At 64.5% G+C, this 15,400-nt stretch carries 15 protein-coding genes; 4 read left to right on the top strand and 11 right to left on the bottom strand.

Features of this window, described 5'->3' with window-relative positions; translation table 11 throughout:
• Nucleotides 1-19: 19 nt before the first annotated feature.
• The 7 genes from HAP54_RS36455 to HAP54_RS36425 all read right to left on the bottom strand — a co-directional run bounded on the left by HAP54_RS36455 (nt 20) and on the right by HAP54_RS36425 (nt 4,677).
• Entirely contained in the window at nt 20-475 is a 456-nt protein-coding gene (locus HAP54_RS36455; protein ID WP_166295038.1) for a hypothetical protein, read from the bottom strand.
• Between the two features lie 10 nt (nt 476-485).
• Nucleotides 486-953 (bottom strand): hypothetical protein, encoded by a 468-nt coding sequence (locus tag HAP54_RS36450; RefSeq protein WP_166295036.1) that lies wholly within the window; start codon nt 951-953, stop codon nt 486-488.
• Entirely contained in the window at nt 953-1,243 is a 291-nt protein-coding gene (locus HAP54_RS36445; protein WP_166295320.1) for a hypothetical protein, read from the bottom strand. The genes HAP54_RS36450 and HAP54_RS36445 overlap by 1 nt, the downstream gene beginning before the upstream one ends.
• A complete protein-coding gene (locus tag HAP54_RS36440) occupies nt 1,243-2,556 on the bottom strand; it encodes a phage major capsid protein (protein ID WP_166295318.1) in 1,314 nt (437 codons plus the stop codon). The genes HAP54_RS36445 and HAP54_RS36440 overlap by 1 nt, the downstream gene beginning before the upstream one ends.
• A gap of 244 nt (nt 2,557-2,800) precedes the next feature.
• Nucleotides 2,801-3,181, bottom strand: coding sequence for an NUDIX hydrolase (locus HAP54_RS36435; RefSeq protein WP_166205240.1), 381 nt, complete (start codon nt 3,179-3,181; stop codon nt 2,801-2,803).
• Between the two features lie 292 nt (nt 3,182-3,473).
• The gene (locus tag HAP54_RS36430; RefSeq protein WP_166295316.1) at nt 3,474-4,310 is read right to left on the bottom strand and encodes a S49 family peptidase; all 837 of its coding nucleotides are present in this window, start codon (nt 4,308-4,310) and stop codon (nt 3,474-3,476) included.
• Between the two features lie 124 nt (nt 4,311-4,434).
• The gene (locus HAP54_RS36425) at nt 4,435-4,677 is read right to left on the bottom strand and encodes a hypothetical protein (RefSeq protein WP_166295314.1); all 243 of its coding nucleotides are present in this window, start codon (nt 4,675-4,677) and stop codon (nt 4,435-4,437) included.
• Nucleotides 4,678-4,740: 63 nt separating this feature from the next.
• Here HAP54_RS36425 and HAP54_RS36420 point away from each other — a divergent pair, with 63 nt between their 5' ends.
• Nucleotides 4,741-5,079: a helix-turn-helix domain-containing protein gene (locus HAP54_RS36420; RefSeq protein WP_156928874.1), complete on the top strand. Its 339-nt coding sequence runs from the start codon at nt 4,741-4,743 to the stop codon at nt 5,077-5,079.
• On the opposite strand, the gene HAP54_RS36415 is transcribed toward HAP54_RS36420, so the two are convergent.
• Nucleotides 5,024-5,614: a hypothetical protein gene (locus HAP54_RS36415; RefSeq protein ID WP_224741621.1), complete on the bottom strand. Its 591-nt coding sequence runs from the start codon at nt 5,612-5,614 to the stop codon at nt 5,024-5,026. The two genes, HAP54_RS36420 and HAP54_RS36415, sit on opposite strands and share 56 nt — an antisense overlap.
• A 364-nt stretch (nt 5,615-5,978) precedes the next feature.
• On the opposite strand from HAP54_RS36415, the gene HAP54_RS36410 reads away from it, so the two are divergent.
• Genes HAP54_RS36410 through HAP54_RS36400 form a run of 3 tightly spaced genes read left to right on the top strand, consistent with a single transcriptional unit; the run spans nt 5,979 to nt 7,779 of the window.
• Nucleotides 5,979-6,233, top strand: coding sequence for a hypothetical protein (locus tag HAP54_RS36410; RefSeq protein WP_051346635.1), 255 nt, complete (start codon nt 5,979-5,981; stop codon nt 6,231-6,233).
• A 2-nt stretch (nt 6,234-6,235) separates the two neighbouring features.
• Nucleotides 6,236-7,531 (top strand): hypothetical protein, encoded by a 1,296-nt coding sequence (locus HAP54_RS36405; protein WP_156928872.1) that lies wholly within the window; start codon nt 6,236-6,238, stop codon nt 7,529-7,531.
• Between the two features lie 50 nt (nt 7,532-7,581).
• Nucleotides 7,582-7,779 carry a hypothetical protein gene (locus tag HAP54_RS36400; protein ID WP_156928871.1) on the top strand — a complete coding sequence of 66 codons (198 nt, stop codon included), beginning with the start codon at nt 7,582-7,584 and terminating at the stop codon, nt 7,777-7,779.
• 582 nt (nt 7,780-8,361) lie between these two features.
• Here HAP54_RS36400 and HAP54_RS36395 read toward each other — a convergent pair.
• Genes HAP54_RS36395 through HAP54_RS36385 form a run of 3 tightly spaced genes read right to left on the bottom strand, consistent with a single transcriptional unit; the run spans nt 8,362 to nt 15,354 of the window.
• Nucleotides 8,362-9,087 carry a tRNA-uridine aminocarboxypropyltransferase gene (locus tag HAP54_RS36395; protein ID WP_166295310.1) on the bottom strand — a complete coding sequence of 242 codons (726 nt, stop codon included), beginning with the start codon at nt 9,085-9,087 and terminating at the stop codon, nt 8,362-8,364.
• A gap of 37 nt (nt 9,088-9,124) precedes the next feature.
• Nucleotides 9,125-12,229 (bottom strand): efflux RND transporter permease subunit, encoded by a 3,105-nt coding sequence (locus tag HAP54_RS36390; RefSeq protein WP_166295308.1) that lies wholly within the window; start codon nt 12,227-12,229, stop codon nt 9,125-9,127.
• On the bottom strand, nt 12,226-15,354 hold the full coding sequence (locus HAP54_RS36385) for an efflux RND transporter permease subunit (protein ID WP_166295306.1): 3,129 nt from the start codon (nt 15,352-15,354) through the stop codon (nt 12,226-12,228). The genes HAP54_RS36390 and HAP54_RS36385 overlap by 4 nt, the downstream gene beginning before the upstream one ends.
• Between the last annotated feature and the right edge of the window lie 46 nt (nt 15,355-15,400).

Raw genomic sequence — 15,400 nt, 5'->3', positions numbered from 1 at the left:
GATCAGTCTCCCGTTTGGATCAGCCGATGAAAAAGAACTGGAAAGGAATCACGACGACCAGGCCGAACCAGTTGCCGTCGTCGGAGGCGCTGTCGCCGCCCTGGACGGTCGGCCCCTCGCCGTTCTCGCCCCAGCAGCGCACGCAGGCGCCGGGCTCGGCGTTGTAGAACGTCGCATCCTTGAAGAGGTCACCGGCCTGGCCGGCGAGCGCGAGATGCGCGGCGAACCCGTAGCCCTTAGGCACGAATACATGCACGAAGATGTTGCCCGTGATTAGCCAGGTCTGGTTGCCTGGCGTGCCGACGCCGCGCTTGCGCCGCAGGGTCTCGACGACCTCGAAATAGCACCAGGGCGTGCCCTGCGGCGGCCAGGGTGTTTGCGGCGAATCTTCATTCTGGAACGAGCTCGGCGCCGCCGTCAAGCCGTCTACATAGCGCGCCCGCATCGCGGCGACGGCGCCGGCATAATCAGCCATGGAATAACCTCTAGCGTGCCCGGATCTCGAGGGCCGGCTGCCGGACGAGCCAGTCCTGGCGCGCCTTGTCCGACATGTGGCGCCGGCCGGCCTTGATCTGCTGCGAGAAGGCGGCATAGGCCGCGACGTCACCGAACCGGACCGGCATGAACGTAAATTTCACCGCGGCGCGATTGCCGAACCGCGCAGCGACGAGCAGCGCAGTTTCTTGGTAGACCTTCGGCTCGACCTTCATTTTCATCCGGCCGATCTCGATCTTGCGCGCGTAAGGGACCGGGTTGGAGATATTGATCTGGTCGCCGCGCCGGAATGCCGAAACGTCGCTGACGACATGACCATTTAGGAAAACCGTGTGGCTATCGCGGTAGAGACCGGGATGCGGATCGTCGACAGATCCGACCGGCGATCGCTCTCGCAACGTCTCGAGCGCGAAATCGACGATGTCTTGCATCGCCAGGTAGCGAAAAACGATTCGCATCAGCCATCGACCGAGACGATCTCGTCATGCGGGCCTGTGACGATCTCCTCGACCTCTGTCGGCAAAACGCCGTCGCGGTCGCGATCGGTCATCTCCTGGTCGATACGCTGCAGCATTTTGGCACGCGCCTTCATCAGCGCCCGCTCTTTCGCCTCCTGGAACGCCTTGCGCGCGTTGAGGCCGGCCAGGTCGCCCGTGATGACGAAACGGGCCTCCTCACTGGTCGAGATCCCATTGCGCGCAGCGTCGAGCCTGCGCTGATAGTCGGCCTCGTCGAATACCTTGCCCATCAGCCGCGGACCTGACTCTCGAAAGCGATGATCTGGCCCTGGACGCGCCTGGTCGCGTCGTCGACGCCCTTGATGCTGACCTCGGCGCCGGCGATCACCAGGAAATCTCGATCCGTCAGCGGCAGCATGGTCGACAAGGCAACCTTACCGTCCGGCACTGCCGCCGAGGGATCATTCAACAGGATGACATGCCGGTCGCCCTGGCGGATCAGGTCGCCGAGGTCGCCGAGCGTCGCACTATGCTCGTTGAAGATCAGCGGACGGCCGAGGAAAACGCCGCCATCCGGCGCGCCGGCGAGCGGCTGATTCAGCGGCAGCCAGGCCGGCACGTTGCCGATCGTCAGTTGACCGAGCTGCGGCAGAATGTCGGAATTGCCGAGCCACATCGGCCGGCCGCCCATCCGCAGCAGACGCGAATACATCTTGAGGACGTTCGCGACGTTGATCGTGTCGGCCGCCTGCCCGCCCTCCTTTGCGACGGTCACCAGCGCCGGCGCGTTCATGAAGCCGAGCGGCTTGCCCTTGCCGTCGCCGGTCATGACGGCCTCGAAAGCCTTCCAGCGGATCGCGTTGGCAGCCTGGTTAAAGATCCGGTTCTGCAGCCGCGGCGCATCGTCGAGGACCTCCTGCGACGCCAGCACGAAGGCGTAGAGCTCATGCAGCTGGATGATCTCGCCGGTCGCCGCAGCCTTGGTCGCGATCAGCTGCGTGCCCTCCGAGCGCCAGGCCGCCTGGACGCCGGAGGCGCCCCAGGGCGTGGTCTCGTCCTTTGCGATCGCGATCGAGTTGCCCTGCGTCGGCTCCGGATTGCAGAAGCCGAGCAGGTTCTGGTCGTCGAAAACGAGCGCCCAGATCTGCTCGCGGTACTCGGTCGGCACCAGGAAGCCCTCGCCGCTGCCGTCCTGGTTCTGCTGGAAATTGGTCGGCGCCGCACCGAGGCGCGGATCGAGGCCGCCGCCGGTCATTGCATTGCGAACCGAAACCGCGAATTCCGCGACGCTGCGGAAGCCGCCGGTCCGCTCCGGATTGATGTCGTTGACGACGGTCGCCAGCGCCGGACCGCCGAGCGCGGTCGAGGAGCCGAACAGTGCCGTCCGGCGCAGCTTCTTTTCCTCGGCCGAGATCTGCTTGTCGAACTCGGCGACCTCGGCCTCGAGCGCGTCGACCTTGGTCTCGAGCTCGCCGACCTGCGTGGTCTCGGCCTCGGTCGGATTGGCCTTGCCCTGCAGCGCGTTGAGCTGCTCGAGCGCGGTTTTGCCTTCCCTTGCTTTATTGGCGCGGGCCTGGCGCAGCTGCTTGATGTCCACTCGCATGGATCAATGACTCCTGGTTGGTTGTGTGGTTTGCCTGGACGGAGAAAGAGCCCGCGTTCCCGCTGTCCAGGCGACGGCGCGGGTCGAGCAACTCAGGAATTGAAATGAAAAGGCCTCGGCGGCTGGCCTGCAATGGGTGAGCGGCCGCCTTAGGGCGCGCTAACCGGACACGCGCGTCCGCTCTTCACCAATGAACTGCAGGCGACATGAACCGAAGATGAGAGAGCCGCCAACTGAGGCGGCCTTACTTTTTCGGAAAGAGCTTGTCCCTGACATACCGGGACGTGGGCGTAAGTCGAATGCCGCGCGGCTTACGCCAGATGGCTTTGTCGATCTCTTTCTTGTCGCCAATGGTCAGGGGACCGGATGTTTTTCTGGCGACAAAGATCGCGTCGCTCATCTTTCTGCCTGAGCGGCGGTTCTTTGATTTTACTTCCTTCCAGAGCCGGACGCGCCCGAGCTTGAGCTTGGGTAGCTCCTCTTTGATTTCTCTTCGCAGGCAGTCTTTGTCAGTCTCGCGTGGCCGCTTGCGACCGCCAGGAAACATCCAAAGCCGGTCACTCTTGCGCCGCACCAAAAGAACCTTACCGCGCTTTACGGCTATGAGTTTTGAGGACTTCGCCATTTCCATTTTCGCCGACCAGAATCGGTGAGCAACTATAGCACAATATGGGTTAAGCCTCAGTTTCCGCAGGCTTAAAGCTAATGGGGCACATACTCGTAAACGACGAGAGCCCCAAGTCCGATCATGGCGACCAGAACGGCTATTGCGAGAAGGGACTGCAGGCGCATCAGCATCCTCCTGCTTCCAAAGGACATTCGCCAAGCTACCTCAGTAGTCCGCTTTGGGGTCATTTGCAGGCGTTTCTGAGTCGGTCGAGCCATGTCCGCTCTACGCCTATACGCGCACGACCCGGCTAATCAAATACCAGCGCCGATCGCCGGCGCGAGTTCGGCCGCGGCGAGCGCTGCTGCAGCATGCCGCCGATCACCTGGTCGAGCGTTGCGATCCGGTCGGCCATACCGCGCGCGACGGCCTCGCGCGCGCCGACCATGCGGCCCTGACCGAATTCCTCGCGGACCTTGGTCTGCGACACGCGCCGGCCGCTCGCGACCGCCTTGACGAAATCCGCGCCAGCCTCGTTTGCGCGGCCCTGCAGATAGGCCCTCGCCTCGTCCGACAGCGGCGCAAACGGATGCGCCTCGTTCTTATTCGGCGATTGCTCTGAGCGGACGATCGTCATCTTGATCCCGACCTGGTCGAGCCAGCCAGAAATATCCTGGTGCATGATCATCGCACCGATCGAACCGACGTCCGCGGACGGCGTCATCACCAGCTCGCCGGCCTGTGAGGCGATCCAATAGGCCGCCGAGGCCGCCAGCGTGTTTGCGATCGCGACGACCGGCTTTTTCGCGGCTGCTGCAGCGACTGCAGTCGCCGCCTCGACCGTCCCCGAATCCGCCATGCCGCGCTGCATGGATTCGATCTGCCGGCCGAGATCGGCCTGCGCCTTGACCAGTTTCGAGAGCTCGAGCTGTTTTTTGAATCCGACCCACCAGGCCGGCCGCGCCTCGCCCATGATCGCGTCGAGGATCTTGTCGCCGACGTCGGACTGCAGCAGCTTGGCTTGGAAGGCGCTGCCGAGATCCCGATCGCCGGCGAGGCAGCGCTCGCAATGACGGATCTCGGCGCCGGTTCGGATCGCGAGCTCGGCCGCGGTCTGATGCGGGAAAAGCCTGCGGAAAACCTGCATCGCCGGCGCGATCGTCCGGCCAGCTGGCCGGTTTGTCCCGGCCTGTTGGCCGGTCCGCTTTTTTGCGTTCCCGGCCGGAACTTGTGTAGCCTCTCGCCCTATGTTGCCCCTGCGCGAAAAACCGTTAGTGACGCTTGCGACGCGGCGCCGGCCGGATGCCCCAGAGCTCCGGCGGCGCCGTCAGGCCGCGCTCCGCGAGCTCGGCCCCGAAAATCAGAAATGTCGTGGAAGGCAGGCAGCCGCGGGCGATCGCGTTGGAAATCGCCGGCGGTTTGCAACCTGCGAGAGCAGCAGCCCTGAAGGTGCCGCTGACCGCGTCGACGACTTCCCTTGCACTGCTCAATTTTTTGAACCGCGAATCATTCATGCCGCCCGGAACATACTTCACAGATTGTGAAGATCAAAACAGTTCACATTCGGTAAATGGTAAATGTTGGCAGCATCAGCGACATTGCCGCTCGTTATGGCGGCCAAAGCAGCAGACCAAAATCCCGAGAACACCGAGGCAGTTGCGCATCGCCTCAAGCGGACGCGCGAAGCCATGAAGCTAAACCAGGCGGCTTGGTGCCGCCTGGTTGGGATCGATGGGCCGCAGTGGAATAACTATGAGGTCGGCGGCCGCCGCATCACGATCGACGCCGCCCTCAAGGTCTGCAAGGCGACCGGCGTCGGCCTCAATTGGATCTATCGCGGCATGGCAAACGACGTCCCGGTCAACCTGGCGACGGCGATCCAGGCGCTGGAGCGAGCCGCACGCAAGCGCTCATAGCCGCCGCGCGCAATGCCGCCGAGTGCCTGGCAATGGTCGGTACCACGATCGCCGCGACGGCATAGCAACCACCAAAGACGAGCTCGCGCGCTGTCGGAATAGATAGCTCGAGCGCCGGCGGCACGATCAGCAGATTATGCGCGACGCCGGCCAGGACGCCGACCAGGACGCCATAGCGCCGGCCGAACACCATCGAACAGCCGGCCGCCAGCGGCGCCATCAGTGGGATCTCAACCGCCTGGATACCCACCAGCGAAACGAGCGCCATAGCGACCGGCATCACCGGCAGGAACAGCGCCACGGTCCAGAACAGCGCCAGCCCGGCGCGGTATGGCGGATCCAGCGCCATGACCTGCCGCTCCCATAGCGGCCGAGGCCCCGGCGCCGTCATGTAACCCTCGAGCAGGACGGTGAGCTCGTCGACGACCTGCCGCGCATCCTCGGCAGAATCAGAAGGCAGCTGGATCGCGAGCTGCAAAGCAAGGTGACGGTTTGCCTCCGATGACCGCAGGCGGCTCGACATAAGTGTTTTCATTGTTGTTTTTCCACTGGCATTCACACGCCGTTAATGCTGGCGTTGCAAATATTCACGTTTTGTGATTATCCATGGCTCCCGGCATTCGAGCCGGGAACGCGAATGTTTCTAGTGGGACAATCAACCGGATGCCTACACCGCAAATTTACGGGTGTGGATTGAGTGACAAGGTCACAGCCGCCCCTATGCAACCAGAAGATTCAAGCGGCGCGGCTCCTCAACCTGTTGCAATTCCGCCCCGCGCACGCATCGCGCGAAACGGAGCCCCTTCCACGATTCATTACCGCGCCGGCATCGCCGTTGAGGCGGGCATGCGGCGCTTTCGGGAGCACTGGCAGACGCCGGACGGCATCGAGTATTTCGCATGACCCATCGCCCCGCGGCCCTCCTTCCCGGCGTTTATCCCCCGCGCCAGCCGGCCGCCATGGCCGCCGGCTATTGCGGCGAGATCTCCGTTGAGTCTTTCTTGCGTGAGGTGAAAGCGGGAACCTACCCGCAGCCCGCGATCAAGAGAGGACGGCGTCAGATATGGCTGACAGCGGAGCTGGACAGGGCAATGGCCCAAGCAGGCCAGCCTTGCGCAAACGAAACCGCGGCGGACGTCGCGGCGGATTTCTGACCGTGAGCCGCCCCCTGCCCCGTTTCGTGCTGACCAAGCAGGTCAAAGGCCGCACCCGCTACTACTGGACGCTGCCGACCCATTACCGCCGCCAGGGCTGCACCCTGCACGGGGAGCACGAGACGGCACTCGGCGACGATTACGAGGCTGCTTGCGGCAAGGACGGCGCCGGCGGCCGTGCGGCCGTCCTGAATGGCCTGTTCGACGACTGGGACCGGATACGGCTTGGCGAGCCGCCGAAGCCAAAGGTCGAGATCCGCGCCGGCACCGTCGACTGGCTGTTCAGAACCTACAAGACCTCGACCGACTGGAAGAACCGTGTCTCCAAGCGCACCGCGCCGGACTACGAGATCACGATGGATCTGCTCGCCGATCTCGTCGGCGCGTCCGGAATCCGGGTCGGCGACCGTATGGTCACATCGATCACGCCGGTGGTCGCCGACAAGCTTTACGAGAAGATCCGCACCACGCCGGTGCGCAAGGGCAAGTCGGAGCGGCCGCGCTCGGCCGAGAAGGTCGTGGTCCTATGCCGGCACGCCTGGCGCGCCGTGCAGCGGTTGCATCCGGCGATGTTCATCGACGGCCCCGCATGGAATCCGTGGGACGGCGTCGCGATGGAGAAGCGGAAGCACGCCACCAAGCCGGCCGTGTCCCGAGAGGACGTCTACGCCTTCGCCTGGGGTGCCATAGGGCTCGGTCAGGTTCAGCCCGCCGCTGCAGCCGTGATCTGCTTCGAATGGCTGCAGCGGCCTGAGAACGTGCTGGCGGGCTATGTCACATGGACCGGGTACCGCGGGCAGTCACACCCCAACCAGATCCGGATCGAGCACCACAAGACCGGCGAGATGGTGTTGCACCCGCTCGAGGAGGCCGTTGAGGGCGAGCAGGTGCTGTTCTACGAAGAGGCCGAGCAGGTGCTGGCGAAGCTGCCGAAGCTCGCCACCGGCCTGATCATGAAGCCCGGCCGCACGCCGAAGCACGTTGCGACCACCTGGGACATCCATACCATGGCCCGCCACGTGCGCAAGCTGCGCGAGGCGCTCGGGCTGCCCGACACCTTCACGCTGGACGCCTGCCGGCACGGCGGCATGACCGAGCTCGAGGAAGCCGAGCTGACCGATGGCCAGGGCCGCGCGCTGTCAGGGCACAAGTCGAAGGCTTATGAGGGCTATGCGAAACGGACCGAGAAACGGGCCCTGGCGGCGACGCGGAAGCGCTATGCGCACCGGGCGTCAATGGACGCTGGGGCGGAGTCGACGCCGGCGATCGAGGCGCCGGCATCGCGCAAGCGGTCATGACCGAGGAACGCAACCTAGTTTTTATAGTTTTAATGCCGAGGAGATCAAAAATGTTATTTTTCATTGATTTAGCGTTCGCGCCTTTGCAATTCGTGGCTTCGGTTTGCGATGAACTGACGAGGCCAAACGTCACCCTTACTATCCGCACGGTCGTGCTCGGCCCCGCCCAGGTGATCCACATCACCCCGGAGCGCCGTGCGCGCCGGGAGCGCAAAATCCTTCGGCGTCTAGGAGGGTTAGTTAGATGATTTGCCGCCGAACGATGAGCGAATGCCAGACCGCCATCATGTGCGCCCCGTATGGCGGTTGCGCCGAGGAGAAGCCGATCTCTGACAATGTAGCACAACTTCCACGCCGCGATCTGATCGCTGAAATGACTGGACCCACGCGGTTCGGAACATAGGTTCGTTTGGAGGGCCGGTTGATTCCCAACATGCATATTTGGCAGGGAATCGAACATCACGCGGCCATCCAAGCTGAACTCGATCTAATCTCGCTCCGGTCGTCGGTCGTACATAACCAATGGGACGTTCGCCTTTCCCGCGATGGCGGTCGGCGCAGGATGCGACCCGCTGAATTTCAAGCCGGTCGACTTTGCGAAAAAGGTAGTCGGCTTATAACCGTTCTTGAGCCGCGACCGTTCTTGAGTTCTGAAACTCGAAAATAATCCAGCAAGATCAATGAGGCAAAAACCGCCCGTTTTCAGAACTTGGCGTTGAAATTGCTTGCAAACCCATCTGCTTTGCAGACCGTTGCGTCACCACTCCGCCACGTGGCCCCACGCGGCGCTTCATATACGCCCTCTCTCAGATAGGCAACCAAGCTGGAAGCTAGCGTCGGCGCTTGCGGAAATCCCGTTTCTTCGGTTTTGGGGCCAATTCCGGCATTTCCGCCTGTACTTCGTGGAATTTTGCCAGCATCCGCTCGAAACTACCTGACAACGTTGCGGCAATATCCGGCCGCTTCTCCAGCCCCGCCAGCAGAAGCGCGGCCGCCTCGATGGTCGCAAGGCCATCGCGCCGCGGTTCCCGGCGCAGCTGGCCGTAGCGCGAGGGCCGTTTCGGTCCGAGAATCACCCGCTGGCACTTCAGCATCCAGGCATTGCGCCACCACAGCGCCTTGGCCTGACTCCAGGTGCCGTCAAGCAGCACGATGCCCTCGATATCCGACAGGATGGCGCGCTGATGCGGCTCAAGCTCGCCCTTGCGGTTGATCGCGACGATCTCGGCATCGGTATCGAGATCCTCGACCTTGGCCGACCCGAGATACAGCACGGCCCAGCGCGACGGATCGGCCACCGGCCGACCGAGCGCCTTTGACAGGCTCGGCCAGGACAGCCCGATCCGGACCACGGCGCTCTTGAAATGCCGCGCCGTCAGTCGCGCGGTGCCGAGCGCCCTGTCCTGCTCCTGCGGATGCTGCAGGATCAGGAGCTGAATGCGGCTTTCGATCGGCGTGACGCTGTCGCAGATGCAGAGCGGCTTTGGCTTGCCGCAATGCGGGCAATCCTCGATCTCGGCGGCAATCTCGGTCTTGGCTTCGGTTGGTTCGGACATCGCTTCGCTATACGCGCGCGGAGCCGTTCAATTCAACCTATTCCGCTGGCGCGTGCACGCCTGACGGCGCCGGGCGCCGGCGCAGGCGGTCGATCAGGAGATAGATCACCGGCGTGGTGTAGAGGGTCAGGATCTGCGACACGAACAGGCCGCCGATGATGGTGATGCCGAGCGGCCGGCGCAGTTCGGTGCCCGGGCCGGTCGCAATGACAAGCGGAATGCCGGCGAACAGCGCCGCCATCGTCGTCATCAGGATGGGGCGGAAGCGCGCCCGGCAGGCCTCGAAGATCGCATCCCGCGACGACAGGCCCTGATGCCGCTCGGCCTCGAGCGCGAAGTCGACCATCATGATGCCGTTCTTCTTGACGATGCCGATCAACAGGATGATGCCGACGAAGGCGATCACCGTCAGCGGCGTGTTGGTCACCTGCAGCGCCAGCAAGGCGCCGAGACCGGCCGACGGCAAGGTCGAGATGATCGTGATCGGATGGGCCAGGCTCTCATAGAGCACGCCGAGCACAATATACATCGCGACCAGCGCGCCCAGAATCAGCAGCGGCTGGCGCCCGCTGGTCTTGTTGAAGTCGCCGGCATTGCCGTCAAAGCTGCCGCGGATGCCCTCCGGCATATGCAGCTCGTTGACCGCCTGCTGGATGTTGGTGGTCGCGACCTCTAGCGGCACGTCCGGCAGCAGGTTGAACGACACCGTGGTCGAGGGGAAGCCGCCGGAGTGAAACACCGCGAGAGCCGACAGACCGCGCTCGTAGTGCACCAGCGCCGACAGCGGCACCTGCACGTCATTGGCGCCCGCGACATAGATGCGATCGAGGTTCGACGGGTCGCTCTGGAATCTCGGATCGATCTCGAGCACCACCATGTACTGGTTGCGCTGGGTGTAGATGTACGAGATCTGCCGCTGCGAGAAGGCGTTGTTGAGCGCGTTGTCGATGTCCTGCACGCGGACGCCGAGGCTGGAAGCGGTCTTGCGGTCGATCACGAGGTTGAGCTGCAGGCCGCCGGGATCGCGGTCGGAGGAGACGTCGGTGATGCTCTCCACCGTCTCCATCCGCTTGGCGACGATCGGCGCCCATTTCTGCAACAGATCGAGATCGGTAGAGGCGAGCGTGTACTGGTAGTCGGAATCGCTCTGCCGGCCGCCGGTGCGGATATCCTGGGCGGCGAACATGAACAGGCGGATGCCCGGCACCATGAACAGATTGCGGCGCAGCCGGTCGATCACCTGCGTGGTCGAAAGCCCGCCGCGCTCCTCCGGCGGCTTCAGGCTGATGAACATGGTGCCGCGGTTGGAGGTGGCGCCGCCCGGCCCGCCGCCGGAGCCGACCGACGAGCCGATGCCGGCCACCGCGGGATCGGCCATCACGATGTCGGCGAGCCGCTGTTGCAGCAAGAGCATCGCCTGAAAGGAGATATCGGCGGATGCGCGTGTCGAGCCAATGACAAAGCCGCTGTCGTCGGTCGGGAAATAGGCCTTCGGCGTCTTGACGTAGAGCACCACCGTCAGCGCGACGGTGGCGGTGAACACCACCATCGTCAGCCAGGGGTATCCGAGCACACTCCGCAGCGTCCGGGCATAGAACGCCACGACCCGGGACAGCGTGCCCTCGATGGCGCGGTCGTACCAGGTGGCGTGATCCGAGGTCGCCTCCTTGATGTAGTGCGCGCAGATCATCGGCGTGACCGTCAGCGACACCACGGTCGAGACCGCGATCGCAAACACCAGCGTCAGCGAGAATTCCCGCAGCAGCCGGCCGACAATCCCGTCCATGAAGATCAGCGGCGTGAAGGCCGCGACCAGCGACAGCGAGATCGACAGCACCGTGAAGCCGATCTGCTTGGCGCCCTCGACCGCGGCCGGATACGGCGCCATGCCCTGCTCGAGATTGCGGTACATGTTCTCGATCATGACGATGGCGTCGTCGACCACGAAGCCGACCGAGATCGCGAGCGCCATCAGCGACAGATTGTCGATCGAAAATCCGGCGAGCCACATCCCGGCGCAGGTGCCGGCCAGCGCCAGCGGAACCGAGACGCCGGCGGCGATCGTCGGCACCAGGCGGCGCAGGAACACGAACACCACGACCATCACGAGCACGATAGTCGCCAGCAGTGTGAACTGCATGTCCTCGACGCTGGCGCGGATGGTTCCGGTGCGGTCGACCAGCGTCGAGATCTCGACCCCGGCCGGGATCCATTGCTTCAGTTCCGGCAGCAGCTTGCGAACATTGTCGACGGTGTCGATGACGTTGGCGTCACCCTGCTTGGTGATCTGGATCAGCACGGCCGGCTGCTTGTTGAACCAGGCGATCGAGCGCGAGTTGCGGACGGAGTCCTCGACCTCGGCGACATCAGAGAGGCGGACGAAATTGCCGTTCGAGCTCTTGATGACGATGTCGCGGAATTCGGCCGCGGTGCGCATCTGCTTGTTGATCGACAGCGTCTCGCTCAGCCGGTCGCCATTGAAGATACCGACGGGGCCGAGTGGATTGGCATTGATGATCGCGAGCCGGACGTCGTCGGTCGCGATCCCGGCGTTGGCCAGCGACACCGGATTGAGCGCGATGCGCACCGCCGGCTGGTCGGCGCCGCTGACCGTCACCTCGCCGACCCCCGGCACCTGCGAGATGCGCTGCGCCAGTACGGTATCGGCGACGTCGTACATCGCGCTGGTCGAGATCGTCTGCGAGGTCAGTGCCAGCACGAACACCGGCGCCGCGGCCGGATTGGCCTTGCGGAATTTCGGCAGCGACGGCAGGTCGCTCGGCAGATCGGCGAGCGAGGCGTTGATCGCGGCCTGCACGTCGCGCGCGGCGCGGTCGATGTTGCGGCCGATCGAGAACTGCACCTGGATGCTGGTGGTGCCGAGCGAGCTGGTCGAGGTGATCTGGTCGATGCCCGAGATGGTGCCGAGCTTGCGCTCCAGCGGCGCGGCGACGGTCGCGGCCATCACCGACGGATCGGCCCCGGGCCTCGACGCCGACACCCGGATGGTCGGGAAGTCGACATTCGGCACCGACGACACCGGCAGGAACTGGTAGGCGACGATCCCGACCAAAAACAGCCCGATCGCAAGCAGCGTGGTGCCCACCGGCCTGCGAATGAAGGGCTCGGAGATCGAGATCACTGCATGCCCTCGGTGGCGCCCGCGATCGGCGGCCCGCTGGGACCAGCCTCCGGCACGGCCCGCTCGATCCGGCGGTTGAGCCGGTCGAGCGCGAGATAGATCACCGGCGTGGTGTAGAGCGTCAGCAGCTGGCTCAGCAACAGGCCGCCGATGATCGAGATGCCGAGCGGGAAGCGCAGCTCGGCGCCGGTGCCGCTCTCGATCGCAAGCGGCAGCGCGCCGAACAGCGCCGCCAGCGTCGTCATCATGATCGGGCGGAAGCGCAGCAGGCAGGCCTGCACGATCGCGTCATAGGACGACATCCCCTTGTGACGTTCGGCCTCGAGCGCGAAGTCGATCATCATGATCGCGTTCTTCTTGACGATGCCCATCAACAGGATGATGCCGATCAGGCCGATTACCGAGAGGTCCTGCCCACACAGCATCAGGGCGAGGATGGCGCCGACGCCGGCCGAGGGCAGCGTCGACAGGATGGTGATCGGGTGGATGTAGCTCTCGTAGAGCACGCCGAGCACGATGTAGATCGTGATGATCGCGGCCAGGATCAGCCAGGGCTGTCCGGCAAGCGAGCGGGCGAATTCGGCGGCGTCGCCGGAATAGATGCCGACGATGCTGCCGGGCATTCCGATCCGGGTCTCGATCGCTTTCACCGCCTCGACCGCGTCGCCGAGCGCCTCGCCTGGCGCCAGATTGAAGCTGAGCGAGACCGACGGGAATTGCGCCTGGTGCGAGATCGCGAGCGGCGCCGTGGTCCTGATCAGCGTTGCCACCGCCGACAGCGGCACCTGCGCGCCGGCGGCGCCGGGCAGATAGAGCTTGTCGAGGATCGACGGGTCGCGCTGATACATCGGCAGCGCCTCGAGCACCACGCGGTACTGGTTGGCCTGGCCGTAGATCGTCGAGATCTGCCGCTGCGCGAAGGCGTCGTTCAGCGTGTCGGTGACGCCCTGCAGATTGACGCCGAGCTGGCCGGCGCGCTGGCGATTGACGTCGAGCGCCGCGCGCAAGCCGCCCTCCTGCGCCTCCGACGAGACGTCGCGGAAGATCGGGTCGCGCCGCATCTCGGCCACCAGTTTCTGCGCCCATTGCGAGACTTCGGCGGCATCCGTCGCGGTCAGCGTGTACTGGTATTGCGAGCGGCTCGATTGCGTCGAGATCTGCACGTCCTGCACCGGCTGGAAGTAGACGGTCATGCCCGGCACCGTCGCGACCCTCTGCTTGAGGCGCTCGATCACCTTGACGACGCCATCCCGCCGCTCGTCGAGCGGCTTCAGCGTCATCACCAGCCGGCCGACATTGGTGGTCGGATTGACCGAGCCCGAGCCGATCACCGAGACCACGCCGACCACATCAGGATCGGCCTTGATGAGGTCGGAGACCGCGGTCTGCCGCCGCTGCATCTCGGCAAACGAGACGTCGGGCCCCGCCTCGGTCACCGCCGTGATCGAGGAGGTGTCCTGCAGCGGGAGGAAACCCTTCGGCGCCAGCACATACATGATCAGGGTCAGCGCGATCGTCGCGAACGTCACCAGCAATGTCGCGCGCTGGCGCTGCAGCACCCAGAGCAGCGTGCGATGGTAGAACTCCACCATCCGGTCGATGAAGCGGCTGACTGCGGCGAGGCCCGGGACCGCCATCTCCTCATGAATGTTCTTGAGCAGCCGCGAGCACATCATCGGCGTCAGTGTCAGCGAGACGATCGCCGAGGTCACGACAGCGATCGTCAAGGTCAGCGCGAATTCGCGGAACATGCGACCGACCAGGCCGGACATGAACAGCAGCGGGATGAACACCGCGATCAGCGACACCGTCAGCGAGATCACGGTGAAGCCGATCTCGCTGGCGCCCTTCAGCGAGGCCTCCATCACGGTCTCGCCGTTTTCCATGTGGCGGACGATGTTCTCGATCATCACGATGGCGTCGTCGACCACGAAGCCGGTTCCGATGGTCAGCGCCATCAGCGACAGATTGTCGAGGCTGAAGCCTGCGAAATACATGACGCCGAAGCTTGTGATCAGCGACAGCGGCAGCGCGACGCCGGCGATCAGGGTCGCGCGCAGCGACCGCAGGAACAACAGCACCACCAGCGTTACCAGCACCACGCTCAGGATCAGAGTGAACTGCACGTCGTGGACCGAGGCGCGGATCGTCACGGTGCGGTCGGAGACGATGGTCAGCTTGACGCCGGCCGGGACCGACCGCTGCAGCCGCGGAATTTCGGCGCGGATCTGCTTGACGACGTCGATGACGTTGGCGCCGGGCTGGCGCTGGATGTCGATGATGACGGCCGGCGTGCCCTGGTACCAGCCGCCGGTGCGGTCGTTCTCGAGCCCGTCGACGATCAGGGCGACGTCACCGATGGTGACCGGCGAGCCGTTGCGATAGGCGATGATGATCGGCCGGTAGGCGTCGGCGGCCGCGATCTGGTCGTTGGCGGCGATGGTGTAGGATTGCTGGGCGCCGTCGAGCGATCCCTTCGGCCCCGACACGTTGGCGCCGGCGATTGCGTTGCGCAGATCCTCCATCGCGATGCCATAGGCCGCCAGCCGGGCCAGATCGGCCTGTACGCGCACCGCCGGCTTCAGGCCGCCGAGGATCGAGACCCGGCCGACGCCGGAAATCTGGCTCAGCCGCTGCCCGAGGATGGTATCGGCGAGATCGCTCATCGCCCGCAGCGAGGTCGTCTCCGAGGTCAGCGCCAGGGTCATGACCGGCGCATCCGCCGGGTTCACCTTGGCGTAAACAGGCGGATACGGCAGCGTCTTCGGCAGGATGCCGGCGGCGGCATTGATCGCGGCTTGCACATCCTGCGTGGCGCCGTCGATATCGCGGTTGAGATCGAACTGCAGCGAGATCTGGCTGACGCCGAACGAGCTCGTCGAGTTCATCGACGACAGCGATGGGATCTGGCCGAGCTGCCGCTCCAGCGGCGCCGTGATCAGCGAGGCCACCACGTCGGGGCTCGCGCCGGGCAATTGCGTCGACACCTGCACGGTCGGGAAGTCGACCTGCGGCAGCGCGGAGACCGGCAGCGCCCAGTAGCCGAGCGCGCCGCCGATCATCAGCGCGATGCCGAGCAGCGAGGTGGCGATCGGCCGGCGGATGAACGGTTCGGAGACGCTCATGGTTGCGTACTCGCTGTAAGGTCGGACATTACGAGGTCAGGATGCC

It is taken from the genome of Bradyrhizobium sp. 2S1 (genome assembly GCF_011516625.5).
GTDB lineage: Bacteria > Pseudomonadota > Alphaproteobacteria > Rhizobiales > Xanthobacteraceae > Bradyrhizobium > Bradyrhizobium septentrionale.
The sequence above is the reverse complement of the archived record's forward strand: the minus strand, read 5'-3'. Positions and strand labels throughout refer to the sequence as shown.